At 63.0% G+C, this 25,626-nt stretch carries 23 protein-coding genes; 14 read left to right on the top strand and 9 right to left on the bottom strand.

The annotated features are described in order from the left end of the window. Window positions 1-60 precede the first annotated feature (60 nt). From JVX98_RS03435 to JVX98_RS03390, 10 genes are all read left to right on the top strand, one after another. Window positions 61-1,338 carry a nitrate/nitrite transporter gene (locus JVX98_RS03435; RefSeq protein ID WP_246764859.1) on the top strand — a complete coding sequence of 426 codons (1,278 nt, stop codon included), beginning with the start codon at window positions 61-63 and terminating at the stop codon, window positions 1,336-1,338. Between the two features lie 5 nt (window positions 1,339-1,343). Then, window positions 1,344-2,561 (top strand): mandelate racemase/muconate lactonizing enzyme family protein, encoded by a 1,218-nt coding sequence (locus JVX98_RS03430; protein WP_205236872.1) that lies wholly within the window; start codon window positions 1,344-1,346, stop codon window positions 2,559-2,561. Window positions 2,562-2,582: 21 nt separating this feature from the next. Continuing rightward, window positions 2,583-4,196, top strand: coding sequence for a GMC family oxidoreductase (locus JVX98_RS03425; protein WP_205236871.1), 1,614 nt, complete (start codon window positions 2,583-2,585; stop codon window positions 4,194-4,196). A 252-nt stretch (window positions 4,197-4,448) separates the two neighbouring features. After that, window positions 4,449-6,188, top strand: a complete 1,740-nt coding sequence (gene ggt, locus JVX98_RS03420) for a gamma-glutamyltransferase (RefSeq protein WP_205236870.1) — start codon at window positions 4,449-4,451, stop codon at window positions 6,186-6,188. A 208-nt stretch (window positions 6,189-6,396) separates the two neighbouring features. Further along, the gene (locus JVX98_RS03415; protein WP_043611028.1) at window positions 6,397-6,753 is read left to right on the top strand and encodes an SPW repeat protein; all 357 of its coding nucleotides are present in this window, start codon (window positions 6,397-6,399) and stop codon (window positions 6,751-6,753) included. A gap of 599 nt (window positions 6,754-7,352) precedes the next feature. After that, the gene (locus tag JVX98_RS03410) at window positions 7,353-8,486 is read left to right on the top strand and encodes a YdcF family protein (protein ID WP_205236869.1); all 1,134 of its coding nucleotides are present in this window, start codon (window positions 7,353-7,355) and stop codon (window positions 8,484-8,486) included. 197 nt (window positions 8,487-8,683) lie between these two features. Further along, window positions 8,684-9,394 carry a 7-cyano-7-deazaguanine synthase QueC gene (gene queC / locus JVX98_RS03405; RefSeq protein WP_205236868.1) on the top strand — a complete coding sequence of 237 codons (711 nt, stop codon included), beginning with the start codon at window positions 8,684-8,686 and terminating at the stop codon, window positions 9,392-9,394. After that, window positions 9,394-9,750 carry a 6-carboxytetrahydropterin synthase QueD gene (gene queD / locus JVX98_RS03400; RefSeq protein ID WP_060519321.1) on the top strand — a complete coding sequence of 119 codons (357 nt, stop codon included), beginning with the start codon at window positions 9,394-9,396 and terminating at the stop codon, window positions 9,748-9,750. The genes queC and queD overlap by 1 nt, the downstream gene beginning before the upstream one ends. Next, complete coding sequence (queE, locus tag JVX98_RS03395) at window positions 9,747-10,484, top strand: 7-carboxy-7-deazaguanine synthase QueE (RefSeq protein ID WP_205236867.1); 738 nt, start codon at window positions 9,747-9,749, stop codon at window positions 10,482-10,484. Before queD ends, queE begins: the two co-directional genes overlap by 4 nt. Window positions 10,485-10,586: 102 nt before the next feature. Then, entirely contained in the window at window positions 10,587-10,937 is a 351-nt protein-coding gene (locus tag JVX98_RS03390) for a DUF488 domain-containing protein (protein ID WP_060528950.1), read from the top strand. A 19-nt stretch (window positions 10,938-10,956) separates the two neighbouring features. Here JVX98_RS03390 and JVX98_RS03385 read toward each other — a convergent pair whose 3' ends face one another. Together JVX98_RS03385 and JVX98_RS03380 are read right to left on the bottom strand one after the other, a co-directional pair. Next, the gene (locus JVX98_RS03385) at window positions 10,957-11,802 is read right to left on the bottom strand and encodes an arylamine N-acetyltransferase (protein WP_205236866.1); all 846 of its coding nucleotides are present in this window, start codon (window positions 11,800-11,802) and stop codon (window positions 10,957-10,959) included. A gap of 2 nt (window positions 11,803-11,804) precedes the next feature. After that, the gene (locus JVX98_RS03380; RefSeq protein ID WP_205236865.1) at window positions 11,805-12,971 is read right to left on the bottom strand and encodes a serine hydrolase; all 1,167 of its coding nucleotides are present in this window, start codon (window positions 12,969-12,971) and stop codon (window positions 11,805-11,807) included. A 196-nt stretch (window positions 12,972-13,167) separates the two neighbouring features. Between JVX98_RS03380 and JVX98_RS03375 the strand changes: the two genes are divergently transcribed. The 3 genes from JVX98_RS03375 (at window position 13,168) to JVX98_RS03365 (ending at window position 15,885) form a co-directional block, all read left to right on the top strand. Beyond that, a complete protein-coding gene (locus JVX98_RS03375) occupies window positions 13,168-13,983 on the top strand; it encodes an SDR family NAD(P)-dependent oxidoreductase (protein WP_205236864.1) in 816 nt (271 codons plus the stop codon). Between the two features lie 7 nt (window positions 13,984-13,990). After that, window positions 13,991-14,884, top strand: a complete 894-nt coding sequence (locus JVX98_RS03370; protein WP_143556298.1) for a LysR family transcriptional regulator — start codon at window positions 13,991-13,993, stop codon at window positions 14,882-14,884. Between the two features lie 149 nt (window positions 14,885-15,033). Continuing rightward, on the top strand, window positions 15,034-15,885 hold the full coding sequence (locus JVX98_RS03365; protein WP_192449408.1) for an alpha/beta fold hydrolase: 852 nt from the start codon (window positions 15,034-15,036) through the stop codon (window positions 15,883-15,885). Window positions 15,886-15,942: 57 nt separating this feature from the next. Here the strand turns inward: JVX98_RS03365 and JVX98_RS03360 are convergent, their stop codons facing one another. From JVX98_RS03360 to JVX98_RS03330, 7 genes are all read right to left on the bottom strand, one after another. Further along, entirely contained in the window at window positions 15,943-17,019 is a 1,077-nt protein-coding gene (locus JVX98_RS03360) for an ABC transporter ATP-binding protein (RefSeq protein ID WP_205236863.1), read from the bottom strand. Continuing rightward, the gene (locus JVX98_RS03355) at window positions 17,016-19,280 is read right to left on the bottom strand and encodes a glycoside hydrolase family 2 TIM barrel-domain containing protein (RefSeq protein WP_205236862.1); all 2,265 of its coding nucleotides are present in this window, start codon (window positions 19,278-19,280) and stop codon (window positions 17,016-17,018) included. The genes JVX98_RS03360 and JVX98_RS03355 overlap by 4 nt, the downstream gene beginning before the upstream one ends. A gap of 8 nt (window positions 19,281-19,288) precedes the next feature. After that, window positions 19,289-20,110, bottom strand: coding sequence for a carbohydrate ABC transporter permease (locus JVX98_RS03350; RefSeq protein WP_205236861.1), 822 nt, complete (start codon window positions 20,108-20,110; stop codon window positions 19,289-19,291). After that, window positions 20,107-21,006, bottom strand: a complete 900-nt coding sequence (locus JVX98_RS03345) for a carbohydrate ABC transporter permease (RefSeq protein ID WP_192449412.1) — start codon at window positions 21,004-21,006, stop codon at window positions 20,107-20,109. Before JVX98_RS03345 ends, JVX98_RS03350 begins: the two co-directional genes overlap by 4 nt. An 82-nt stretch (window positions 21,007-21,088) precedes the next feature. Continuing rightward, the gene (locus JVX98_RS03340) at window positions 21,089-22,357 is read right to left on the bottom strand and encodes an ABC transporter substrate-binding protein (RefSeq protein WP_205236860.1); all 1,269 of its coding nucleotides are present in this window, start codon (window positions 22,355-22,357) and stop codon (window positions 21,089-21,091) included. 127 nt (window positions 22,358-22,484) lie between these two features. Next, window positions 22,485-23,501 (bottom strand): LacI family DNA-binding transcriptional regulator, encoded by a 1,017-nt coding sequence (locus JVX98_RS03335; RefSeq protein WP_205236859.1) that lies wholly within the window; start codon window positions 23,499-23,501, stop codon window positions 22,485-22,487. 134 nt (window positions 23,502-23,635) lie between these two features. Then, complete coding sequence (locus tag JVX98_RS03330; RefSeq protein ID WP_205236858.1) at window positions 23,636-24,523, bottom strand: LysR family transcriptional regulator; 888 nt, start codon at window positions 24,521-24,523, stop codon at window positions 23,636-23,638. A gap of 91 nt (window positions 24,524-24,614) precedes the next feature. Between JVX98_RS03330 and JVX98_RS03325 the strand changes: the two genes are divergently transcribed. Next, window positions 24,615-25,517 carry a DMT family transporter gene (locus JVX98_RS03325; RefSeq protein WP_205236857.1) on the top strand — a complete coding sequence of 301 codons (903 nt, stop codon included), beginning with the start codon at window positions 24,615-24,617 and terminating at the stop codon, window positions 25,515-25,517. The last annotated feature ends 109 nt before the right edge of the window (window positions 25,518-25,626 follow it).

Genomic DNA, 25,626 nt, shown 5'->3' with positions numbered 1-25,626 from the left:
TCAACATCAAGACCGGGCCGATGGCATTGCTCCCGCCATCGGTCGGGGAGGAGACGACCCTTGAGCTCAATTTCCGATACAGACATCGCTGCGCCGTCCGTGTCGGCCCGCAGCCGTTACCTGCAACTGGCGCTGATCGTAATCGCCGCCGGCGCGATCTATCCGATCCTCTACCTGCGCCAATCCTACCAGACGACGATGCTGGAGGTGCTGAAGCTCACCAACACCGAGCTTGGCGTTCTCTATTCCATCCTCGGCACCAGCTTCCTGGTCGGCTACCTGCCGAGCGGCTGGCTCGCCGACCGTGTCCAGCCGCGCATCCTGATCCTCGTTTCCATGGTCGGCACGGGACTGCTCGGCCTCTGGTACGCGACGCTGCCCGGCTACTCATCGCTTCTCGTCATCTATTGCGGCTTCGGCGTCACGACGGGCCTGACGTTCTGGGCCGCCACGCTGAAGCAGGTGAACCTGATTGCCGGCGCCAATGAGCAGGGACGCTTCTTCGGCATTCTCGACGGCGGCCGCGGCCTGGTCGAGGCGCTGCTGGCCAGCGTCGCTATAGCGCTCTTCGTCTTCACGACGGAAACGCGCGGTGCCGGGCTTGCGATGGGTTTCCGTGATGTCGTGCTGCTCTATGCCGTCTTCTGCATCGTCGTCGGCATCGCCTATTTCGCCGTGTCGCAGCCCGTCGCTGTCGAGAAAGGCGCGCGCAAGCGCGAAGGCAACCTGCTTGCTGACATCAAGACGCTGCTCCTTATCCCCGAGGTCTGGCTCGTCGCCGCCATCATCTTCTGCGGCTATCACGTGTTCCTCGCGACCTACAGCTTCTCGGCCTATCTGCAGGAAGGCGGCTTCGGTATTTCCGCCGCAATGGCCGGCCTGATCGTCACGATCAAGCTCTGGCTGCGCCCGGTCGGCGGCATCGGCGGCGGCTTGCTCGGTGACCGCTTCGGCAAGACCGGCATCCTGCTCCTGAGCTTCCTCGTTGCCGCCGCCAGCCTTTTGGCGATGATCGCCCTGCCGGGCGTCGGTTCCACGGTCCTCTTCGTCGGACTGGTGCTGCTCGTCGGCCTCATCACCTACACGATCCGCGGCCTCTACTGGGCGATCCTCGACGATTGCCACGTGCCGGCAAACATCACCGGCCTTGCGATCGGCATCATCTCGCTCGTCGGCTACGCGCCCGACACCTACCTGCCGCTTGTGAACGGATATCTCTCGGACCGCTACCCCGGCATCGCCGGCTACCAGTTCTATTTCGGCTACATCGCGGCCATCTGCGCCCTCGGCGCCATCGCCACCCTGGCGCTGATGGCCCGCCTCAAGAAAAAGGGATGACCCCCATGAAGATCGCGTCTCTCAAGACCTATGCCGTCGCCGTCCCGCCGCCGCATGTGGGTGGCATGTACTGGATCTTCGTGCGTCTCACGACCGCCTGCGGCATCGAGGGCATCGGCGAGATTTACGCGACCTCGTTCCATCCGAAGGCGCTGACGCCCCTGATCGAGGACGTGTTCGAGCGGCATCTGCTCGGGCATGACCCGCACCAGATCGAACGCTTCTGGCGCTCGGCCTATTCGAGCGGCTTCACCCAGCGCCCGGATCCGACGATGATGGGCATCGTCTCGGGCCTCGAAATCGCCTGCTGGGACATCATCGGCAAGGCGGCCGGCCGGCCGGTCGCAGACCTCTTGGGCGGCACGGTGCATGAGAAGCTGCGTGCCTATACCTATCTCTATCCGAAGAATGCCGCCGGCGAGTTCGACTTCAACGATCCGGATCTCGCGGCCGAATGTGCCGTCGAAATGGTCGAGATGGGCTTTACCGCCGTCAAGTTCGATCCGGCAGGTCCTTATACCAACTATTCCGGTCATCAGCTTTCGCTTGGCGTGATGGACCGCTCGGAGGAATTCTGCCGCAAGATCCGCGAGGCGGTCGGCAGCAGCGCCGACCTGCTTTTCGGCACCCACGGCCAGATGGTGCCGTCTTCGGCGATCCGGCTGGCCCGACGGCTTGAGAAATACGATCCGCTCTGGTTCGAAGAGCCGGTTCCTCCGGGCCAGGAAGCGGCGATGGCCGAAGTGGCGCGTGCGACCTCCATTCCGATTTCGACCGGCGAACGCCTGACGACCAAGTACGAGTTCCAGCGCGTCCTCGAAATGAAGGCTGCCTCGATCCTGCAGATGAACGTGGCGCGCGTCGGCGGGCTTCTTGAGGCGAAGAAGATCGCTGGCATGGCCGAGGCCTACTACGCCCAGATCGCTCCGCATCTCTATAACGGCCCGGTGGGCGCTGCCGCCAGCATCCAGCTGTCGGCCGCGACACCGAACTTCCTCATCCATGAGGCGATCCTCGATTTCAGCGGGTTCCACGCGGATGTGCTGAAGACCAAGCTCGTGGTCGAGGATGGCTACATCATCCCGTCGCGCGAGCCCGGCCTTGGCATCGAGCTCAACATGGATGTCGTCGAGAAGCACACGCCCTATACCGGCGAGCGCCTGCACCTGCAGATGGACAGCCGGCCGGCGGACGTGAAGGCCTTCGCGCCGGCACGCGGATAACTCCGACTATAGGACATGCAGATGATCTACGACTACATCATCGTCGGCGCCGGGTCGGCGGGCTGTATCCTTGCGAGCCGGCTCAGCGAAAATGGTCGCCACAGGGTGCTTTTGATCGAGGCCGGCGGCAACGACAATTCCTTCTGGTTCAAGATCCCGGTCGGCTACGCCCGCAGCTACTACAATCCCGCGGTCAATTGGATGTATTCGAGCGAGCCCGAGGCCGCGCTTCAGGATCGCAGCATCTACGTGCCGCGCGGCAAGGTCCAAGGCGGATCCGGCTCGATCAACGCGATGATCTATGTGCGCGGAGCGCGCGACGACTTCGACGACTGGAAGAGCGCCGGCAATGCCGGCTGGAGCTACGACGAGGTGCTGCCCTATTTCCGCCGGCTGGAAACCCATGCGCGCGGCTCGTCGGAGTGGCATGGCGGCGAAGGCCCGATCCACATCACGCCAATGCGCGGCATGACGCACCCGATCACCGACGCATTTTTGGAAAGCTGCGGATCGCTGCAGCTGCCGCTGAATGAGGATTTCAACGGCGCCTCGATCGAGGGCGCTGGCGTCTACGACGTCAACACCAACAACGGCCGCCGTTCGCATTCGAGCGCGGAGTACCTACGGCCAGCGCTCAAGCGTCCTAACCTCACGATCGAACGCTACGCGCAGGCCGAGCGGTTGGTCTTTGGTGAAGATGGGCGCGTGACCGGCGTCGATGTCATCCAGAATGGCACGCGCCGCCGCTTCACGGCGGGGCGCGAGGTCATCCTGGCCGCGGGTGCGGTCGGTAGCCCGCAATTGCTGCAGCTCTCCGGCATCGGTGACGGCAAGGCGCTGTCGTCAGCGGGCGTGGAAACGCGCCGGCATCTGCCGGCCGTCGGCCAGAACCTGCAGGATCACCTCTGCGCCAGCTTCTATTATCGCGCAACGATCCCGACGCTCAATGACGAGTTCGGCAGCCTCTTCGGCCAGATGCGTCTCGGCCTGCAATATCTGTTGACCGGCAAGGGCCCTTTCTCGATGAGCGTCAACCAGGCGGGCGGCTTCTTCCGCGGCCGGCCCGACGAAGAGCGGCCGAACATCCAGCTCTATTTCAACCCGCTCTCCTACCGGATCCCGAAGGACCCGAAGGCCGGGCTGAAGCCGGAGCCCTATCCCGGCTACCTGATCTGCTTCAACTCCTGCCGCCCGACCAGCCGCGGCAGCATCTCGATCGCGTCCGGCGACCCCTCGGCGAAACCGCTGATCCGGCCGAACTATCTGACGACCGATCGCGACATCGACGAGGTGCTGCAGGGGAGCCGGCTCGTCCGGCGCATCGCATCTGCCTCGGCGCTCTCCTCGCTGACCGCGGAAGAAATTTCGCCGACGCCGCGCGTCGAAAGCGACGAGGCGCTGATGGACTATTTCCGTGAAAACTCGGGCTCGATCTACCACCTCTGCGGCACGTGCGCGATGGGGCCGGACCAGGCGAGTTCGGTGGTCGACAGCCGCTTGAAGGTCCACGGTGTTCCCGGCCTGCGCGTCGTCGATGCCTCGATCTTCCCCAACATCACCGCCGGCAACATCAACGCGCCGACGATGATGGTAGCGGAAAAGGGCGCCGACCTCATCCTTGCGGATGCAGCCTGACGCTTGCGCGGCGCTTCCCCGTCTCGAAGGCGGGGGAAGCGGACGCGGACCGACGGGCGGCGCTCGGGCGTCGGCCGCAGTCACCTGTGATTTGCCATCGTCGATTGAGCGTGACTATACTTCCCGCACTTCATAGCCGCCCACATCAGGTGCTTGCCCCTACCCGAACGATCGTTGCCACCGCACTCGACGCGGCGAGGCCACGGTCATTGAATTTTGGCAATGCGCCGCGAGCCTGCGAGGGAGAGACGCATGCCGAGTTCCCGCTTGAAGACCCTGTCGATTACGTTGCTTATTGCATCGAGCCTGACGCCCTGGGCGGTGCAGGCGGCCTCACCCGAGCCCGTGAAGGCGGAGCACGGCATGGTGGTTTCCGCCCAGCACCTGGCGTCCGATGTCGGTGTTGCCGTGCTGAAAAGCGGCGGCAACGCGGTGGATGCGGCCGTTGCCGTCGGCTATGCGCTGGCCGTCACCTATCCGACCGCCGGCAATATCGGCGGCGGCGGTTTCATGACGATCCGCTTCAAGGACGGCAAGACGACGTTCCTCGACTTCCGCGAACGCGCGCCGCAAGCTGCGACCAAGACCATGTATCTCGACGCCAAGGGTGATGTCGTCGATGGCCTCAGCACCGAGGGCTATCTCGCCGTCGGCGTGCCGGGGCCAGTCATGGGCTTTGAAGCCGCGCGCAGTCGCTATGGCACCAAGCCGCTTTCCGAATTGATCGCGCCGGCGATCGCGCTTGCCAAGGACGGTTTCGTGCTGGAGCAGGGCGATATCGATTCCTTCGAGGGCGAAACGGAGAGGCTCGCCAAGGACCCGGCCGCCGCCGCCATCTTCCTCAAGGACGGAAAGCCGTTCGTCGCCGGCGAGAAGCTGATCCAGGCCGACCTTGCCGCTTCGCTTTCGAGCATTGCCGAGAAGGGAACCGACGCCTTCTACAAGGGTGCGATTGCCGACCAGATCGTCAAGGCGAGCGCGGAGAAGGGCGGCATTCTGGCGAAAGCGGATTTCGAGCGTTACGCTGTGCGCGAACTGGAGCCGGTCAAGTGCAACTACCGCGGCTATGACATCGTCTCCTCGCCACCGCCGTCCTCCGGCGGCGTAATCATCTGCGAAATCCTCAACGTGCTCGAAGGTTATCCGATTTCCTACATGGGCTATGGCGCCGCCGAGACCGTGCATGTGATGATCGAGGCCATGCGCCACGCCTATGTCGACCGCAACACGGCGCTCGGCGATCCGGACTTCGTCGAGAACCCCGTCAGCAAGCTCACCGACAAAGCCTACGCCGAGGAAATCCGTGGCAAGATCGACCCGTTTCGCGCCGGCGTTTCGGCGACGCTGATCCCCAAGGGCTTCGGCGAAAGCAAGGAGACGACGCACTATTCGATCATCGACGACGAAGGCAATGCCGTCGCCGTCACTTATACGCTGAACGGTTCCTTCGGCGCCGGCGTGGTGGCGCCAGGAACCGGCATTCTGCTCAACAACGAGATGGACGATTTCACCGCCAAACCCGGCGTGCCCAATCTTTACGGGCTGGTGCAGGGCGAGGCCAATGCGATCGCGCCCGGAAAGACGCCGCTGTCATCGATGAGCCCGACGATCATCTCCAAGGACGGCAAGCCCTTCATGGTGATCGGCAGCCCCGGCGGTGCACGCATCATCACCATCACGCTGGAAGCGATCCTCAACGTCATCGACCACGGCATGAACATCCAGGAGGCGGTCGACGCACCGCGCATTCACCACCAGTGGCTGCCGGACAAGGTGTTCATGGAGCCTTATGCGCTCTCGCCCGATACCCGCAAGCTGCTGTCAGCTATGGGGCATAACGTCCAGATCGACGAAAGCTGGACGATCTGGGGGCAGGCGACCGGCATTCTCGTTGGCGGCGAGAGCCTGTCTGACATCGAGGCCGGAGGTGGCGCCCGCTACAATGGCGCGGTCGACAGCCGCATCGGCGCGGGCGCTGCGCGCGGCTACTAGAGCCCGCGCGAAACGGCGCACAAACCGTGCCTTGTCACCGACTAAGGGCGGCGGATCGCCGGGGCGCCGCTCGATTTCGCGCATGCCACCACCACCTGCTCACGCGAAAAAGATTTGAAAGCGGTTCCGGTTGAATTTATTATGTTTTCAGAGCGTGCGACCGCACGCGATCGTACGCTTTGGCCAAGCTTCATTCGTGGAGGTTGTCATGGCACTGATGGAAGGAAAGAAAGCACAGGACTGGATCAATCTGGTTCTTGCAATCTGCCTGTTCGTCTCCCCCTGGATCATGGGTTTCGTTGTCGAGAGCGTTCCGGCCTGGAACGCCTGGGGCGCCGGCGTCGTGCTCGGCGTTCTGGCGATCGCGACGCTTGCCATGTTTGCGGAATGGGAAGAATGGGCAAGCCTCATCGTCGGGCTCTGGCTGATCGCTTCACCCTGGCTGCTCGGTTTCTCGACCAGTCCCAACCCCATGTGGACGCATGTCGTCCTCGGGGCGCTGGTGACCGTGCTCGCGATCTGGGCCGTCTGGGACGAACGTCAGCATCCGCATGCGCATGCATGACGATGAGTAAGGAAAGGTCGCGGCCCGGCGCCGCAGCGCCGGGCCGCGAGCAAATCTGAAAACCGCGAGGAGCCATCCTCTTCGGATTTGCGTGATTTCAAACCTCAGGTCCCTTCGAACCGTCCAAACGGGTCGGCGCATCGGCCCCCTCTTATGGTGCCTTCGACAGCGGCGCGCAAAGAGTGCGCTGAGACTTCCCGAGCGGCGGGGTAGGTTCTCGACGGCCCATCGGCAGCGAGGTCGTTGAAGCAGGCTTTGCATTTGCTGAAAATCACTGCCGGCCCGCCATGACACCTTGGTCATTCAGCGATTGCGCGTGCCTGCTGCGCAATTGGATAGTACCAATATAACGCCAATCAGCGACTGTTTCGGGCCACGCACGCAACTTGTATTCGCTATCTGTAAGAAATGTAACACGAACTGTTGCGGCTTTGGTCGCCGTTCCGGGTGGTTGCGCCGCCGCGACCTGGACAGGTGGTCATGTTTTGGTATTTCTAATATTGGCCGCAAAGAGATGGGCCAAATCGGAAGTGAATACGGAACGCTATCGGCCCGAGGGCGAGAAAGCCGGCGGGCAACCGGAAAACTGGGAGATTTAGATGAAGCCGAGTTCCATTTTTGCCCCCTCCGGGTCGACCGTGACTACATCGGGAACCCCGCGTTCGGTAAAGGCGCGCAGCGCAAGGCGTCGCCTCCTCGGACTGTTGACAGCGACTGCGTGTCTCATTTCAGCCTTTCCGGCCGGCGCCTTCGACCAGGCCAACGCTGCCCGTATCAAACAGCTGGTCGATACCGGCATGCAGTATTACTGGTCGGGCGGCGACGTCAAAAAGGCGGAAGCTGAAGTCTTCAAGGGCATTACGCTCCATGGCAAGTATGATGTCGTGGAGGAAGCCTTCAAGGAAGCGGCGACGCTCGCGCCTGAGCGGTTGGACTTCCAATATGCCGTTGCGGCGACCCAGATCATCCAGAAGAAGCTCGACGACGCCCAGGCGACCTTCCAGGGCATCCTTGGCAAAGACCCGACCGCTTTTGATGCGCAAAGCTGGCTCGAGGCCATTGCCCGTATTCGTGGCGATGAGACCAGCGCGGCGCTTGCCCACCAGGCCCTGGCCGGTCTCGATCGCGAGCGGGCGGAGGAGTACCGCAAGCGGTTCGTTCGGGCAGAACAGATCATGGCTGAAAAGCCGAACTTCGACGTCCCGACCGTGCCAGGCAAAGTCGTGATCGTCGCGCTGGGTTATGCGCTTGCCGATGACGGCAAGGCGCAGCAAACTCTGCTCGACCGGCTTGAGGTGACGTTGAAGGCCGCCGAGGCCAACCCGACAGCGCTTGTCATGGTGAGTGGCGGCGTGCCGAAAAATGGCGTTACGGAAGGTGACGTCATGTCCAAGTGGCTGGTCGACAAGGGTATCAGTCGCGATCGCATCATGATTGAGGACAAGTCGAAAGACACGATCGGCAATGTGATCAATGCCGCCAATCTCCTGGTGCGGCATCAGGCCGACACGGTAATCCTGGTGACCAGTTCGAGCCACATGCGCCGCGCGCGCACGGTCATGGAGGATGCCTTGAAGCAGCGCGATCTGCCATCGGCCGTGGTGCCGCTGAATGCACTGGACGCGCCAACCCAGGGTGAAGCCGCAAAGGTCGGGGCTGACGAGCGACTGGTCATTTACCGTGATCTGATGCGTGTTTCGGGCGTATGGGCCTATCCGGGGCTGCAGCAGTAGCCATCGAAACATCCCCTGAAACCTGACGCGTGCGTTTCTGGCTCAGTTTGAGAATGCGCCGGTCGCGTGTATGGCACGCAGGAAGAGGCTGCGTACTCCCCCACTTCAACATAATGCTTCCCATCGGTCCTGCTTTGCCCTAGAAGGCGCGCCGTAATCCGGTCGCAGCCTACCCGGTCAAAACAAGGACACCTATCATGAAGACAATCGTCATCTGCTCCGGCGGATTGGACTCGGTATCGCTTGCCCACAAGGTCGCAGCCGAACACGAACTCATTGGCCTGCTCTCCTTCGATTACGGCCAGCGACACCGTAAGGAGCTGGACTTTGCCGCCGCCTGTGCCAAGCGGCTCGGCGTTCCGCATCAGATCATCGACATAAGCGCGATCGGCGCCCATCTCACCGGATCGGCATTGACGGACGATGTCGACGTGCCCGACGGCCACTACGCCGAGGAAACGATGAAAGCGACGGTGGTTCCGAACCGCAACGCCATCATGCTTGCCATCGCCTTCGGGTTGGCAGCGGCGCAGAAGGCGGATGCGGTGGCCGTCGCCGTGCATGGCGGCGACCATTTCATCTATCCCGACTGCCGTCCCGGCTTCATCGACGCGTTTCAGGCGATGCAGAACCAGGCGCTCGACGGTTACGCCGACGTCAGGCTCTACGCGCCCTATGTGACGATCTCCAAGGCGGACATCGTCACCGACGGTGCGAGCCACCAGACGCCCTTCGAAGCGACTTGGTCCTGCTACAAGGGCGGCGCGCGGCATTGCGGGCGCTGCGGCACCTGCGTCGAGCGGCGCGAGGCCTTCCATCTGGCCGGCGTTGCGGATCCGACCGACTACGAAGATCCGGATTTCTGGGTGGCGGCGACGTCGGCCTTTGCGGCCGAGGACGTGAAGTGATGTTCCGGATCACCAAGGAATTCCATTTCTCCGCCTCGCATCAGTTAAAGAGCCTGCCGGCAGACCATCAATGTGCGCGGCTGCACGGCCACAACTACATCGTCGAAGTCGAACTTGCCGGCGCGGAGCTCAACGAGCACGGCTTCGTGCGCGACTATCATGAGCTTTCGCCGCTGAAGCGCTACATCGACGAGAGTTTCGACCATCGTCATCTGAACGACGTTCTCGGCCACGACCGGGTGACGGCCGAATGTCTGGCGAAGCATTTCTACGACTGGTGCAAGGCGAGGCTGCCGGAAACCTCCGCCGTGCGTGTCAGCGAGACGCCGAAGACCTGGGCGGAATACCGGCCATGAGCGGGCCCGGCGAAACGCGCATCCGTGTCAGCGAAATCTTCGGGCCGACGATCCAGGGCGAGGGCATCCTGATCGGGCTTCCGACCGTGTTCGTGCGCACGGGCGGCTGCGATTATCGCTGCAGCTGGTGCGACACGCTGCACGCGGTCGACAGCGAATACCGTGAGCAATGGCTGCCGATGGGTGTCGAGCAGATCTGGCAGGAGGTCGTCAAGCTTTCCGGCGGCAAGCCGCTGACGGTCTCGCTTTCCGGTGGAAACCCGGCGATCCAGCCGCTGGCGCCCCTGATCGCACGCGGACGCGAGGAGGGGTACCGCTTCGCGCTGGAGACGCAGGGCAGCCTCGCCAAGGACTGGTTTGCCGATCTCGACGTACTGGTCTTGAGTCCGAAGCCGCCGTCGAGCGGCATGGAGACCGATTGGCATGCGTTCGACGACTGTCTTCGCATGGCAGCGGATGGGCCGGAGGTGGCGCTGAAGATCGTCGTCTTCGACGAACGCGATTATGCCTATGCCCGGGACGCGGCGGCGCGCTACCCGCATCTGCCGCTCTATCTGCAGCCGGGCAACCATACCCCGCCACCGCCTGATGACGACGACGCCCAGGTGGACATCGACGGCATCATCGGTCGCATGCTGTGGCTTGTCGGCAAGGTGACGGAGGACCGCTGGTTCGAAGCGCGCGTGCTGCCGCAACTGCATGTTCTGCTCTGGGGTAACCGACGCGGCGTGTAGGCGGCAGGCGCGCCCTTACCGCTTGCCGGCAAGCGCCTTCGCGCTTGGATCGCCAATCGGCGGCAGCTATGGTCCTCAAATCAAGACCAATGAGGGGCGTTCATGCAGCTGAAGACGAAACGTGTCTATGAGCCGAAGGCCGATGGCGACGGGATGCGCGTCCTCGTCGATCGCCTCTGGCCGCGCGGTTTGACCAAGGCGGAAGCCGCGGTCGATCTCTGGCTGAAGGACATAGCGCCGACCACGGAGCTGCGCCGCTGGTTCCATGCGGATGAAGGCACGTGGGAAGAGTTTCGCGAGCGCTACCTTGCCGAGCTCGACGGCAATCCGGTGGCAGTTGACCTGTTGCGACAGCGCATTGCTGAGGGCCCGGTGACTTTGCTTTACAGCGTGAAGGATGAGGCCCGCAATCATGCGGAGATCCTCAAAGGCTACATCCTCACCCATCGATAGACGAGGCGCCGGGTTCACGTCATGTCGTTGGAATGGATGCCTCGAATGCGCCGCCGGCGCGCGCAGCGATCCGGCTCCAGTCGCCGTCGAGGGGTAATCCGAAGACGTTGATAAGGGCAGATTCGATTGCCGGTGCATCGAATTCCTGGCGCGTCACGGTGCCGTTCCTGTCACGGATCGTCAGCCGGTTTCCGAGCAGGATGTTACGTGTCTCCTCGGTGGTCAACGTCACCAGCAGGGTCTGTCGGAAAAGCGAATGCGGATCCGTGTATGTCGCAATGTTTGCGATCCGATACGCATCCTCTCCACAAATGCTCGGCGATACCTCGTAGACCGGTACCCAGTCACGACCAAGTAATGCCTCCAGCACGTAGCCATCGAGCGTTCGGCTGAGACGGAACGGCTCATGCTGCGTCGGTTGCGGCGTGGTCCGGTCGAAACGCAGTGGCGCGGTCGGCACGCAACTGCCGAAGCCGACATCGACCAGATAGCCGACATCGTTCACGAAGACGCGGAGCGCCATGTGCGACCAGGCCGGCGGCGGCGCGCCCGGGGCGCGCATCCACAGGACGCGGGCGATCAAGGGATCCACCCGGTAGCCGAGCGACGTGAGCACGCGCTGCAACAGGCCGTTCTGCTCGAAGCAATAGCCGCCACGCCGGCGGTCGATGAGCTTGGCGTCGACCGCCGCCGGCGAAAGGTCGATCCGGCGGCCGAAAAGCACGTCGATGGCCTCGAAGGGGATCGACGCGGCATGGCGGGCGACGATCCTGCCAAGCGTTGTGAGATCGGGCGAGAGCGGCCCGGCATGACCGATGCGGGCGAAGTAGCGGCCGAGGTCGACGGGAAATGGGGCGCTCCGCATGGCTAGAGGCTCCGATAGATGGCGTCGCGAAGATCGTCCGGAAAGCGTCCGTTCATGCCCTCAAAAGCGGTGTTGGTGAGCGCAACGACTGTCAGGCCGCGGGCCGGGTCGATGAACCACTTGTGCCCGTAGGCGCCGTCCCATTGCAGCGTGCCGCGCGACTGCGGTGTTCCCGCCATCTCGGGTTCGACAAGCACGGCGCCGCCGAAACCGAACTCCCACCCGGCGCCGGCGGCCAATCCGCCCGTCCTTGCCTGAATGTCGAACATCGAGCGGGTGCTGGCGGCGTCGAGCACCGGCGAGTGTCCGGTCCTGAGGCTTTCGAGTAGGCGGGCCACGTCGCCTGCCGTGCCTGCCATGCCGGCTCCTCCGGAGGGAAAGGCTCTAGGATTGAAGATCCGGCCGGGCGAGAGGCGCACGGGATTGCCGAAGAAGGGGACCGCGTCGTCGCCAACGAGCCGCCGTGGCCGCGGCGAGGCATCGCCATAGTGGACCACGAGTTTGCGTTTATCGGTCACGGAAAAGGCGGTGTCGTTCATCCCCATCGGGCGTGTGACGAGTGCTGCGATCGCCTCCGGCAGCTTTGATCCCGTCGCCTCTTCGATAACGGCGCCAAGCACGTCGAGGCTCATCGAATAGCCCCAGCCGTGTCCGGGCGGATAGGACAACGGAATGGCGGTGAGCTTGCCGATGAGGGCGGTGAGATCATCGTCGGTGTCGTCGAGGCCGCTGCTGATGGCGTGCCGGCGATAAGGGCCGTCGCCTCGCTCCATGAACAGGTAGCTCAAACCGGCACTGTGCGTCAGGAGTTGGCGGATGGTTATCCGAGGCTCGCTGCCGTCCGGCAGCTGCGGCCTGAACGCGGGCAGCCACTCCGACACGATATCGTCGAGACCGATGGTGCCGCTTTGCGCCAGGTTGAGAGCGGCGACCGTGACGATTGGCTTTGCGACCGAGGAGAGGAGGAAGATGCTGTCCTCGGTCATCGGCCGGTCGGCCTCGCGGTCCCCAAGCCCGGCGGCATGTCGGTAGCCGGGCTCGCCGTCGATAAGGATCTCGACGACTGTGCCGACGATGCGCTGTTCATCCAGGGCTTCCGCGATTACCCGGTCGAGTTCGGCCTTCAGCCGCGTTCTGCGCTCCGATCTTCCTTGTCTTGTCGCATCCATGATCGTCTCCTGCTTCTCGAAACTGCGGCCCGGTCGACGCTTCAGGGCGAAATTCGGGCTCCCGGACAAAGGCAAAGCCCGTTCGCAGCGAAAGTCGATCGTCTGTTCCCGTATGGGAGGCATACGCGCCTGCACGAGGCAGCCGTCGTCGTCCGGCGCTAAAAACGGTGCGACAACGTCAGATGGAGTCGGGTTGATGAACACAAACATTCTGGGATTTGCAGGCAAAGTCGCCTTAGTCGCAGGCGCCAGCAAGGGTATCGGCGCGGCCACCGCCCGCGCCTTTGCGCAGGCCGGCGCATCCGTTGTCCTTCTTTCCCGCTCGCAGCCGGCGGTCGAGGCGTTGGCGGTTTCCATCCGCCAGGCGGGCGGCGACGCACTGGCGATCGCTGCCGATGTCGGCGACGAGAGTGCCATGAAGCAGGCGCTTGCAAGTGTGATGCAGCACTATGGCCGGCTCGACGCCGCCTTCAACAATGCGACGGATGGAACCATGCCGGCCTCGCTTGCCGATCTCGATATCGAAGGGTTCGATCGCGGCATCCGCACCAACATTCGCGGCACCTTTCTCGGCATGCGTTACCAGATCGAGGCGATGGCGAGGGGCGGTGGCGGTGCGATCGTCAACATGGCGTCGGTTGCCGGCATCAACGGCACCTCTGGGCTTTCCGCCTATGTCGGTGCGAAGGCTGGGATCATCGGGCTGACCAAGGCGGCGGCGCTGGACTATGCCGACCAGGGCATCCGGATCAATGTCGTTGCGCCCGGGCCGATCCTCACCCACCATCTCGAGACCGCCGGCGCGGACATCCAGCGGCACGCAGCACTTTCGACGCCGATGCGCCGGCTTGGCCGGATGGAGGAGGTGGCCGCAAGTGTCCTCTGGCTCTGTTCCGATGCGGCGAGTTACATCACCGGCGTGGTACTGCCGATCGACGGGGGCATGACGGCGGGCACGAAAGTGCCTATGAATTACCGTCGAGGCGAGCCGCCTCGGCCGGCTGAACCCTGAGGTGCCTGTGGACTGGGAAGAACTCCATCTTGTTCAGCACTTGGTCCGCCACGGCTCGCTGAGTGCAGCCGCCCGTGCGATGGGCACCACGCAACCGACGCTCAGCCGTCGCCTCGAGGCTTTTGAGCAGAAGACGCGCAAAACACTGTTCGAGCGGCAACCGGGCGGCCTCGTGCCGACCGCCGTGTGCCTCTCCATCCTTTCTGCGCTCGAGCACATGGAGGCGAACGCGCTTGCGGTGGAACGGCGCCTTGCGGTGCAGGACGACGCACTAGAAGGCACCATCACCGTGACCAGCCTCGACTGGATCGGAGACTACCTCCTGGCGCCGATCCTGACCAAGTTTGCAGCAATGCATCCCGGCGTCAGCATTCACCTTTTGAACGATGGCCGGCGCTTCAACCTGTCCCGGCGGGACGCGGACATCGCCTTGCGTTTCGGCAGTTTCGACCAAAACGATATCGTCGAGCGCAAGGTTGCCGATGTCGCCTACGGCCTGTTTGCAACAGAGGCCTACCTTGATCGTTTCGGCCATCCGGATGTTGCGGGCGAAGGCAGGAACCAGACGATTGTCGAGCTGGTGGAGGTGCCTGTGCGGGTATCGCTCTCGACCTGGCTGAAAGATCTTTTGCCGGAGGCGAGAGTGCTGCTGCGCACGAATTCGATCCGCTCGCAATTGAGTGCGGTTGAGACCGGACAGGCACTTGCCACGCTGCCGCACTTTATCGCCGCCGGCCGGAATGGGCTTGTGGCCCTTGACCTCGGCGTTGCCGCGCCGGTTCTGCCGCTGAAGCTCGGTGTTCACCCGGAATTACGTGAATTGCCGCGGGTGCGAAAGCTCATGGATTTTGCCGTATCGCAGTTCGCGCCCCTGCGGGTGAGCCTCAACCCGTCAGGCTGAAGCGCCGGCGGACCAAGGCGCGACGCGTTTGCTGGGCACCGCAACGAATGCGCGAAATTTTCTTGGCTGTCGATGTCGGGAGATGACGACGTCATGCGTCTTAATCTCGAAGGCGGTGCACAACCGCGCTGACAACAAGGAGATTGAGAATGTTTCGTACCGCTTTGATCGCTGGCGCCCTGCTCATGTCCGGCACTGCCTTTGCCGAGGCTGAGACCGTCGAAGTCAACGGCATGAAGATGTATTACGAGGTCTCGGGCGAGGGCGAGCCGCTGGTCGTGCTACACGGCGCCTACATGAACATTCCCTCGATGGGTGCGATCATCCCGAAGCTGGCCGAGACCCACAAGGTCTATGCAATCGAGTTCCAGGGCCATGGCCGCACCACCGATATCGATCGACCGATCACCTATCCGAACCTCGCGGACGACGTCGCCACCTTCATGGATGCGGTGAAGCTGGAGAAGGCCGATGTCTTCGGCTACTCAATGGGTGCGGCTGCCGGCCTGCAGTTGGCGATCCGCCATCCGGACAAGGTGAACAAGCTAGCCGCCGCGTCCGTCGGCTACGATGCAGAGGGCTGGCAGCCGGAATTCAAAGCATTCATCCCGCAGATGACTGTCGAGATGTTCGTCGGCATGCCCTTTGCCGAAGACTACCGCAAGCTCGCCGCCAATCCGGATGGGTTTCCCGATCTGGTCAAGAAGCTGATCCAGCTCGAAAAAGAGCCGATGGCCTGGGAGCCGGATGTCAAGGCACTGAAGACCCCGGTTCTCGTCATCGCCGGCGATGCCGATGTGGCGACGTTGGAGCACACGGTGGCACTGTTCCGCCTGCTTGGTGGCGGCGCCATGGGCGACATGGGAAAGCCGCTGTCGCCTTCGCGGCTCGCGATCCTGCCGGCGACGTCGCACACCGCCGTCATCAACCAGACGGAACTGTTAGAGGCTTTCATCGAGCCCTTCCTGAAGGGTGAAACGCCGAAGGGCATGTTCCCGTGACAATAACGAACGGCGCCATCCTCGCAGGTGGCGCCGTTCTGCGATGGTGGATATTCTCTAGCGCAGGCGCCTGCCTTCCGCGTCGAACACCAGAGCGGCCGTGGGTTCGAAGCGGGCGGCGATGCTGTCGCCGGACTTCAGGCCGCGGCCGTTTTTCGTTTCGATGATGATCAGTTCGCCGTCGCCGTGCCGCGCATAGGCAAAGGTCTCGCCGCCCAGATGCTCCAGCATGTCGATCGTCAGGTCGAGGCTCGCCGAGCCACTGTCGCCGAAATGCTCCGGGCGAATGCCGATGGTCACTGTGCTGCCGGACGTTGCGTCCTTGACCGCAATCGGCAGCGTCGCATTGCTGAAATCCGGCAGGCGGACATGCTTCTCTCCGCCGGCGCCCGTTTCGACGATCCCTTTCAAAAAGTTCATCTTCGGCGAACCGATGAAACCGGCGACGAAGAGATTGGCGGGATTGTCGTAAAGGTCGAGCGGGGAGCCGACCTGTTCGACCACACCGCCGCGCATGACGACGATCTTGTCGGCAAGCGTCATCGCCTCAACCTGGTCGTGGGTGACGTAGACGATCGTGGTCTGAAGCTTCTTGTGCAGCCTGGCGATCTCGATGCGCATGTGCACCCGCAATTCCGCATCGAGGTTCGACAGCGGCTCGTCGAAGAGAAAGATCTTCGGATGCCGCACAATCGCCCGGCCGATCGCCACGCGCTGGCGCTGGCCGCCCGAAAGCTGTTTCGGCTTGCGATCTAGCAGCTGCCCTAGTTCCAGGATGTTCGCGGCTTCGCCGACGCGCTGCGCGATCTCGGCCTTGGGCACGCCGGCAAAACGCAGTGCGAAGCCCATGTTCTCCCGGACCGTCATATGCGGGTAGAGTGCATAGGACTGGAACACCATGGCGATGCCGCGTTTCGACGGGTCGACATCGTTCATGCGCTCGCCGCCGATGGTGAGATCACCTGAGGTGATCTCCTCGAGGCCGGCGATCATTCGAAGCAGGGTCGACTTGCCGCAACCGGACGGCCCGACAAAGACGACGAATTCGCCGGCCTTGATGTCGAGGTCGACACCTTTGATGACCTCGAAGGTGCCATAGGACTTTCTGACGTCTTTAAGTTGGAGTTCGCTCATGCAGCCGCCGCCTCGTCCGACACCGCCGAAAGCTCCAGCCTCACGGTTCCAAGCCGCGTCGAGGTCACCGCGACGGCGATGCCGCCGGCAGCACCCGTCGTTTCCAGCCAGAAGCCGGTCGAACCGCCCTGGAAGATCAGGCGATCGGGGCCGAGAAGGCGGGCAGGGCCGGTGACTGTCACGTCGACCGCGTCATTGAGGAAGGGCAGCACGTTGCCGGCCTGATCGAGTGCGCGCACGATCACCCGCACGCTGTCGCGCCCTTCGGCCCGAAGCGCCGTGCTGTCGGGGACGACTTCCAGCGCCGTTGGCACCGGATCGGCGACCATGCGGAGGTTGGCGACGGACTCGCCGTTGATAAAGCCGGTGAAGGCTGCGTCTTCCCACTTCATGCCCCAGACGCCGAGTTCGTCCTTGGTGAAGTGGCGATGGTCGATGACGACGGGCGGATGCGGCAGATGCGGGAAGTTCTCGCGGTCCGGGCCGACGCGTTTGACGAGCGAGCCGTATTTCAGCTCGACCTCGTCGCAATTGGTGAGCACGATCAACGGCAGCACGCCGCCGATATTGCGCTCGCCACGGGCCCAGAAGGTGACCGGCTTCATCACCACGCCCTCCGACGGTTCGCCTTGGCTGGCATAGACATAGGCTGCGAATTTCGGCTGGCGGAACATGTCCATGACACCGTGATAGCAGATCCGGTCGCCGGAGCCGAAGTCCTTGTGGGTGTTGTAGTCGAACATGCACCAGCCGACGGCGCCGGAAATGCTCGGGTCGCCATAGGCTGCGTTCAGCACTTCCAGATGCCGGCGCACATGCTCGGCCTGTCTCTGCTCCTGGTCGTAGATCTTCGTCGGAAACATGTGACCGCCGAATTCGGTGATCATATAGGGGACCTTGCGGGTGAGACCGGTGCATTCCTGCTGCGGCCGCAGCGCCGTGCGCGGGCGGTTCGCGCCCGGCAGTTCCTCGTTGCCGAGGATGAAGTCGTTCATGGTGTAGACGTCTTCGAGGTATTCGCTGTCGGTGATGTAGCGCACGCCGCCGGTCTGGCGCGTCGGGTCGAGTTCACGCGCCAGCCGGTTGGTCTCGACGTAGAAATCATGCGAGTCCTGGGATTCGTTGATGCGCACGCCCCAGATGATGATCGACGGATGGTTCCAGTCGCGCTCGATCATGCGGCGGACATTCTCGATCGCTTCCTGCTTCCACGCCTCGCCGCCGATGTGCTGCCAGCCGGGGATTTCCTCGAACACCAGCAGGCCGATGCGGTCGCAATGGTCGAGGAACCATTTTGACTGCGGATAGTGCGAGGTGCGCACGAGATTGCAATGCAGCGTGTTCTTCAGGAGTTCCGCGTCGCGCTCCTGTGCCGTACGGCCCATGGCGTAGCCGACATAGGGGAAGGCCTGGTGGCGGTTGAGGCCGCGGATCTTCAGCGGCCGGCCGTTGAGCTTGAACCCCTCGGTGGTGAATTCGGCCGTGCGGAAGCCGAAGCGCGACGACAGCCGGTCGCTGCCACGGTCGCTGCGCAGTTGCGCCTCGACTTCATAGAGAACGGGGCTGTCGATATCCCAGAGCGAAAGGCCCTTCAGCCCCTTGAGCTCAAGCGTGACGCTCTCGCCGCGGCTTTCGCCGGCAACTTCCGCCAGCACCTTGCCGTTCGCGTCCTGGAGCAGCGCGGTGATTGTGCCGGTGAAGGCCAGTCCTTCCGGATTGGCGAGGTCGCAACGGATCGAGACGGACTTGGTTTCGCTCAGCGCATCGCGGGTCTCGATTTTGAGATTGGCGATCGAAACGGCATCGGTGACCTTCAGCCAGACGTCGCGATAGATGCCGGCATAGGTGAGATAGTCGATGCGACCGCCGAAAGGCGGGATCTCGGGGTTCTCGCTGCCGTCGATCTTGACGGTGATCAGGTTGTCGCCCTCCCGCAGCTTCTCCGCCAGCCGCGCTTCGAAGGGCGTGTAACCGTCCTTGTGGGCGATGATCTCTTCGCCGTTGAGATAGACGACGGCGTCGGCCATGGCGGCGTCGAAGACGAGCGAGACTTCGCGGCCGTGAAACTCCCGACGCCAGGCGAGCACCTTCTGGTAGGTGAAGGCGCGCTGATAGGAGGTCTCGTCGAAATAGTTGAACGGCAGTTCGACCGCATTGTGCGGCAGGCTGACCGACTTGCCCACCTGCAGGCGTCCGGCGCTTGCCGCATCGAAGCCTTCGGAGAAAATCCAGGTGTCGTTGAAAGAGGTAACAGAACGCATGATCATTCCTATTTGACTGAGCCCAGCATTCCCTGGACGAATTGGCGTTGCATGAAGAAGAAGACCGCGAGGGTGGGAAGCGTCGCGAGAATGGTGCCGACCATGACGACGCCGTAGTCGGGGTAGTAGGCAGACGCGAGAGAGGAGATGACCAGCGTGATCGTCTTCTGCTCGTTCGACTGCAGCACGATCAGCGGCCAGAGATAGTTGTTCCACGCCGTCATGAAGACGATGATGAAGGCGGCCGCATAGGTCGAGCGCATCACCGGCACGTAGATGAACAGGAAGATCTGCCATTCCTTGAGGCCGTCGACCTTGGCCGCGTCGCGCAGTTCGGACGGGAACGCCTTGGTGGTCTGGCGGAAATAGAAGACGATGAAGGCCGAGCCGATCGTCGGCAGCACGACGGCAATGTGGGTGTTGATCAGCCCCGCCTTGCCCATCATGATGAAGAGCGGGATCATCAGCGCCGCAAACGGAATCATCATCGTGATCAGCATGGCGCTGTAGATCCGATCGCGGTGGCGCGAGCGAAACATCTCGAAGCCGTAGCCGGCAAGCGACGAGACGGCGAGCGTCAGCACCGTCGCCAGAATGGCGATCTTGGCCGAATTCCAGAAGACCAGCGGTGCGTTCACCTGGGTAAAGAAGGTGGCGATGTTGGTGGCAAGCGCGCTGCCCGGCATCATCCTGCCCTTGATGATGTCGATCGACGAATTGGTTGCGCCGAGAAGCATCCAGACGAAGGGAAAGATCGAGAGAAAGGCCATCAGCCCGACGAAGCCGTAGGTGATGATGGTGCCGGCGATACGTGTGGTTCCGTTGCTCATCGGTCGCGCTCCCGTGCCGCGAAGAACTGGAGGCAGGCAAGCAGCGCGACGAGCACGACGATCACGTAGGAGACCGTCGCGGCGTAGCCGAAATTCGGCATGAAGCGGAAGGTCAGGTTGTAGATGTAGAGCGAGAGCGTCAGCGTCGCGTTCGACGGGCCACCCTTGCCTTCGGTCAGGTTATAGACCTCGTCGAAGAGCTGGATCGTGCCGATCGTCGAAATGATCGTCGTGAACAGGATGACGGGTTTCAACAGCGGGATGGTGATGTGGGTGAACCGCGCCCAGGCGGGCACGCCATCGATCCGGGCGACCTCATAGATCGACTTGTCGATGTTCTGCATCGCCGCGAGGTAGAAGATCATGTTGTAGCCGGTCCAGCGCCAGGTGATCGCGATGATGACGAGTGTTTTTGCCCAGAAGGGATGCGTCAGCCACGGGATCGGCGAGGCGATGAGGCCGATTGCCTCGAGCGTCGAATTGACGATGCCGTCGAGCGCGAACATGCCCTTGAACAGCACCGAATAGGCAACGAGCGAGGTGACGCAGGGCAGGAAGATGGCGGTGCGGAAGAAGCCGCGGCCAACGAGTTTGGGGTTGTTGAGCAGTGACGCCAGGATCAGCGCCAGGAGGATCATGATCGGCACCTGCACGACGAAATAGGTCAGCGTGTTGGTGAGGGCCTTGATGAAGACCGGATCGTTCCAGAGGCGGACGATGTTGGCGAAGCCGGCGAATTTCAGCATCATGCCGCGGCCGGACTGGAACGACATCCACAGCGACCAGACGATCGGATAGATCATGAAAAGGGCGATCAGCCCGAGCGCCGGCGCGACGAAGAGCCAGCCATTGACGTTGTAGTATCGGCCGATGCCGCCGCGACGCGCGAGAGCCATCATCATCCCCATGAATAGCAGGAGCCGTTGGCCGCGGTGTGATTACCGCGGCCAGGAGCAATGCAGACGATCGCCGTGGCGATTACTGGACCTGTGCGCTGACCTCGGCGTCGATCGCCTTCAGGATGTCATCGACGGGCGTCCCCTGCTGCAGCGCCGGAAGCTGTGCGGTAACGGCCGTGTCCGCCTCGTTGGTGAAGACGCCGTAGTTGACGGAGGGAACCTTCGCGAGCCAGTCGGAGAAGTTCTGCCAGACCTTCTCGCCGCCGAAGAAGGCATCGGCCTCGCCGTAGGCGGCCCCGCCGCGGGCGGCAAGCAGCGAGCCGACAGCGCCGCGGTCGGTCAGGATCGTTTGGTAGAAATCGACGTCCTTGGCGTAGACCTCGTTCAGGAAGTCGATCGCTTCGGCCTTTTCGGCCGAGCCTTCAAGCACGTACCAGCTCGATCCGCCGAGGTTGGAGGCATGCGTTGCGCCGTCGATCGACAGCGCCGGGATCGGCGCCACGCCCCACTTGCCGGACTGGTCCGGCTGCGCCTTGACCGTGCCGGTGATCCAGACGCCGGTGATGACGGTGGCGACATCGCCCGAGGTGAAGGTCCCGACCCAATCGGACCAGCCAGCGGCCGGCTTGTAGATGTTGGCGGCCATGATCTTGTTGATCGTTTCCAGCGACGCCTTCAACGCCGCGTTGCCGGTGATGTTGGCCTTGCCTTCCTTGTCGAAATACCATTGCCCGGCCGATTGCATGATGATGCGCACGAGGCCCGCGTCGGTTGGGTCGAGGCCCATCATCTTCTTGCCGGTCTTGGCCTCGACCTGCTTTCCGATCTCGATGAAGCGGTCCCAGGTGATGCCTTGCATGTCCTCCGGCTTGAAGCCGGCCTGCTCCAGATAGTCCTTGCGATAGTAGAGCCCGGTGACGCCGGAATCGAACGGCATGCCGTAGACCTGGCCATCCAGCGTCATCAGTTCGACCTTGTAGGGAGCGAAGCCGGAATAATCGACAGTGCCGGAGAGCGGCGCGAAGGCGCCGGGGAAGGACTGCAGATATTTCTGCGCGCCGTAGTCTTCGATCAGAACGATGTCAGGCAGGGCGTCCGCGGTGCCTGACGAAAGGCCGGTCTGCAGCTTCTGCTCGACGTCGGCCTTGGCGAAATCGACGATGTTGAAGGTCACGTCCGGATGCGTCTTGGTGTAGCGCGCGCCGGCCTCCTTCATGATCGCAACGTTGAAGTTCGGATCCCAGCACCAGATGGTGATTTCCTTGGCCTCGGCGGCCGTGACGGCCAAGAGGCTGGCGCCTGCAAGCGCGATGGCGGCAAAGCGCGGCAGATAGGTACGCATGTCCATTAGTTTCTCCTCCCTCGAAATTCGTTCCCCGAGACGTTCCTCCTAGTCTCGGCGCGGAGTATTTCGCAAAATTCTGGAGAAGGCAATATTTCAGTAAATTTTTACCACGCGTTTTTTACCGACCGTTTTACGCGCCGGCGGCAGCCGTGCTGCCGCGCCAGACCATCTCGGTTCCGAGGATCACCTTCTTCGCGACGTCGCGTCCGGTCAGCCGCTCGACCAGAAGGTCGACGGCCGTCTCGCCGATCACTTCGGCTGGGATCTTCACCGTCGAAAGCGGTGGCCCGAGAAACTGGGCGACAGGAATGTCGTTGAAACTCGCGACGGCGACATCGTCGGGGATCCGCAGGCCCATCTCGTGAATGGCGCGGTAGGCGCCGATCGCCATGTTGTCGTTGCAGGTGACGAGGATCTTGGGCGGATTGGGCTTCGATAGCATCGCCTTGGCGAGCGTATAGCCGCTGTCAGGCGTCAGCTTCTCGACCATGCAGAGTTCGGGGTCGTAAAGGCCGGCCCTCGTCATCCATTGAATGAAGGCGCGGCAGCGGCGTTCCGAATGGATGTGGTCCTTGTCGCGGAAGGCGTCGATCCAGCCGAGAAAGCCGATGCGGCGGTATCCCATGCCGTAAACGCCGTCTAGCAGGCGGTTCATCGCGATCGAGACGTCGCTCATCACACTGTCGTCGACATCATCGTCGGGGGCGAAATCCGCAAAGACCAGATGGCGGCTGTGCCGCCGCAGCCAGTGGACTTCTTCGCCATAGTGGTGGCCCACGGCGACGACGCCATTCGCCCCCTGCAGGATTGCCGCCTCCGGCAGATTGCCGTTGTGGAAGACTTTCACCACCTCGATCTTCAGAGCCTGGCAGCGGTTCTCGATGCCGAGCCGCACACCGACATAATAGGGGTCGATCAGTTCCTGGGCGGGCTGAAGGAAATGCACCAGCGCGAACTTCAGGCCCTGCAGGGGACCCGCGCCGCGGCCGCGGTTGCGCGGTGTCGCGTAGTTCAGCGCCTCGGCCGTTTCGATGATCGCCTGCCGCTTCTTGGTCGAGATCGAAAGGGTCGGATCGTAGTTCAGCACCCGAGAGACCGTCGCCGAGGAGACGCCGACAGCCGAAGCGATTTCCTTGATTGTGACCATATCCAATGTCCTGCCCGCCGCCGCGGCCTTCCTTTCGGGCGCGGCGCAATTCTTATTTAGTAAAATTTTGCCTCGGTTTTTTCAATCTCTGGGCGCCTTATTTCGTTCATGGAAAGGGGCGTGGCCGCGCGCCGTCACGCGGCGCGGCCGGTTGCCAGGGCCTGCGCCTGGAGTTCGTCGGAAAGAAACGCCCAAAGTGCTGCGACCGGGCGGGACGCCAGGCCCTGGTCGTCGGCGGCGAAAAGTCCAAGCTCGATCACCGGGGCGGGCGGCAGGCCCTCTTCGGCGCCGAGAACCCGCATCGTGTTGGGACGAATGTTGAGATCCAGGAGAACGGCGATGCCAAGCCCCGCCTCGATCATCGACTGGATGGAGGACAGGCTGGCGCTTGTCAGCACCGTGCGCCAGGGACGATGCCCGCCCTTCAGCGCTTCGATCATCTTCTGCCGCCAGGTGCAGACCCCGTCGAAGGTGATGAGCGGCAACGGCCCTTCCGCCGGCACCTCGAAACCGCGTGCGGCAACCCACCGGAGCGGCAGTCGCCAGGTAAGGATCGGCTCTCCGCGGATCAGCGCCGGGTCGCCGATCGCGACATCGAGCTGGCCCTGCGACAGCTTTTCCGACAGTACGGTGCTTTCGGTCACCGTCAGTTCGAGCGCCACATTCGGATGGCAGTCGGCTAAGCGCTGCAGCGCCCGCGGCAGTGAGCCCACCGCAATGTCCTCGATCATGCCGAAGCGGATGGGTCCCTGGAGCGCCTGTCCGGCAAGCGCGCGCCGGGCGCCGGCGCTGAGCCCCAGCATCTTCTGCGCGTAGGGCAGGAGCACATGTCCGGCTTCGGTCAGGTCCATGCCTCTTGCATTGCGGTTCAACAGTCGCGCGCCGAGATCGTCCTCCAGCCGGCGCAACTGCATGCTGACGGCCGCTTGCGTCCTTGCCAGCCGCTGCGCCGCACCGCTGACGCTGCCGCATTCGGCGGTGACGACGAAGGCGCGCAACAGAGCGATATCCAAATCATTCATATAACGATCCCTTATGAAGGCATCACAATTATTAGCGTTCCTTATTGTGCCGGGATTGCTATGTCTGTTCAAGCCCAAGAGGAGAACGGACATGGCGGAAGCCGAGACGACAGCGGATAGCGCGTGGAGCGAACCGGGTGCGGCGGGTGACGCCAACGGGCGCGTCACGATCGCCATCGTCTTTTGCCTGCTCTCGATGTCGAGCGTGCAGTTTGGCGCCGCACTCTCCAAACCGGCCATGGAAAGCGTCGGCGCCTTCGGCGCGACCTGGCTGCGGCTCTCCTGGGCGGCCGCCTTCCTGCTTGTTCTCGTTCGCCCGCCTTTTCTCCGCTACACCCGGGCGCAGTGGATTTCCGGGCTTTCGCTCGGCGCGACGATGGCGGTGATGACGCTCTGTTTCTTCGCGGCGATCGCGCGCATCCCGCTCGGCCTTGCGGTGGCGATCGAGTTTCTCGGTCCCCTGACCGTTGCGGCCGTTTTCGGCGGTCGTGGCTGGCGCCTGCTCTGCCCTCTAATCGCTGCCGCCGGCGTACTCTGCCTCTCCTGGGACGGCTCCTCCTGGGTTGCCGATACGCGCGGGCTTCTGTTCGCCTTCGGTGCGGCGATCGGCTGGGGCGGCTATATCATCCTGATGAAGCAGGCCGGCCAACGCTTCAAGGGATTGGAGGGGCTTGCCGTTTCGCTGCTCTTTGCCGCGCTGTTTGCGACGCCGTTCGGCCTGTCTCAGGTCCAAGCCGGCTTCTCATTCGACATGCTTTTGATGACGGCCGGGCTTGCCATCCTGGTGCCGCTGCTGCCCTACGCGCTCGAATTCATGGCGCTGCGGCGCATGCAGCCGTCGGCCTTCGGTATCCTGATGAGCCTCGAGCCGGCGATCGGTGCCGGTGCCGGCTTCCTCGTGCTCGGGCAGGCGCTCTCCCTCAACCAAATCTTCGGCGTGGCCCTCGTCATGCTCGCGAGCGCCACGGGGACCTTGCTGGCTGCGAAAGCCTAGCGCGCAGCAGCCAGTCGGCCTTCTAAAAATCCTGGTTGGGTGCCGGCGCCTCAGCGGGCCCTGCGCTCCCTCCACGCCAACCTCTCGCGAAAAAAATCGACCGCGTGGC

Source organism: Ensifer sp. PDNC004, from assembly GCF_016919405.1.
Lineage (GTDB): Bacteria > Pseudomonadota > Alphaproteobacteria > Rhizobiales > Rhizobiaceae > Ensifer.
The sequence above is the reverse complement of the archived record's forward strand: the minus strand, read 5'-3'. Positions and strand labels throughout refer to the sequence as shown.

Bases quoted from the DNA above. Each gene is read 5' to 3' on its own strand.
- JVX98_RS03430 (WP_205236872.1), top strand. From the start codon at position 1,344: ATGAAGATCGCGTCTCTCAAGACCTATGCCGTCGCCGTCCCGCCGCCG.
- JVX98_RS03360 (WP_205236863.1), bottom strand. From the start codon at position 17,019: ATGAGCGAACTCCAACTTAAAGACGTCAGAAAGTCCTATGGCACCTTC.
- JVX98_RS03325 (WP_205236857.1), top strand. From the start codon at position 24,615: ATGGCGGAAGCCGAGACGACAGCGGATAGCGCGTGGAGCGAACCGGGT.
- JVX98_RS03425 (WP_205236871.1), top strand. From the start codon at position 2,583: ATGATCTACGACTACATCATCGTCGGCGCCGGGTCGGCGGGCTGTATC.
- queD (WP_060519321.1), top strand. From the start codon at position 9,394: ATGTTCCGGATCACCAAGGAATTCCATTTCTCCGCCTCGCATCAGTTA.
- JVX98_RS03340 (WP_205236860.1), bottom strand. From the start codon at position 22,357: ATGGACATGCGTACCTATCTGCCGCGCTTTGCCGCCATCGCGCTTGCA.
- JVX98_RS03390 (WP_060528950.1), top strand. From the start codon at position 10,587: ATGCAGCTGAAGACGAAACGTGTCTATGAGCCGAAGGCCGATGGCGAC.
- JVX98_RS03365 (WP_192449408.1), top strand. From the start codon at position 15,034: ATGTTTCGTACCGCTTTGATCGCTGGCGCCCTGCTCATGTCCGGCACT.
- JVX98_RS03355 (WP_205236862.1), bottom strand. From the start codon at position 19,280: ATGCGTTCTGTTACCTCTTTCAACGACACCTGGATTTTCTCCGAAGGC.
- JVX98_RS03380 (WP_205236865.1), bottom strand. From the start codon at position 12,971: ATGGATGCGACAAGACAAGGAAGATCGGAGCGCAGAACGCGGCTGAAG.
- JVX98_RS03415 (WP_043611028.1), top strand. From the start codon at position 6,397: ATGGCACTGATGGAAGGAAAGAAAGCACAGGACTGGATCAATCTGGTT.
- JVX98_RS03330 (WP_205236858.1), bottom strand. From the start codon at position 24,523: ATGAATGATTTGGATATCGCTCTGTTGCGCGCCTTCGTCGTCACCGCC.
- queC (WP_205236868.1), top strand. From the start codon at position 8,684: ATGAAGACAATCGTCATCTGCTCCGGCGGATTGGACTCGGTATCGCTT.
- JVX98_RS03335 (WP_205236859.1), bottom strand. From the start codon at position 23,501: ATGGTCACAATCAAGGAAATCGCTTCGGCTGTCGGCGTCTCCTCGGCG.
- JVX98_RS03350 (WP_205236861.1), bottom strand. From the start codon at position 20,110: ATGAGCAACGGAACCACACGTATCGCCGGCACCATCATCACCTACGGC.
- JVX98_RS03410 (WP_205236869.1), top strand. From the start codon at position 7,353: ATGAAGCCGAGTTCCATTTTTGCCCCCTCCGGGTCGACCGTGACTACA.
- ggt (WP_205236870.1), top strand. From the start codon at position 4,449: ATGCCGAGTTCCCGCTTGAAGACCCTGTCGATTACGTTGCTTATTGCA.
- JVX98_RS03345 (WP_192449412.1), bottom strand. From the start codon at position 21,006: ATGGCTCTCGCGCGTCGCGGCGGCATCGGCCGATACTACAACGTCAAT.
- JVX98_RS03375 (WP_205236864.1), top strand. From the start codon at position 13,168: ATGAACACAAACATTCTGGGATTTGCAGGCAAAGTCGCCTTAGTCGCA.
- JVX98_RS03385 (WP_205236866.1), bottom strand. From the start codon at position 11,802: ATGCGGAGCGCCCCATTTCCCGTCGACCTCGGCCGCTACTTCGCCCGC.
- queE (WP_205236867.1), top strand. From the start codon at position 9,747: ATGAGCGGGCCCGGCGAAACGCGCATCCGTGTCAGCGAAATCTTCGGG.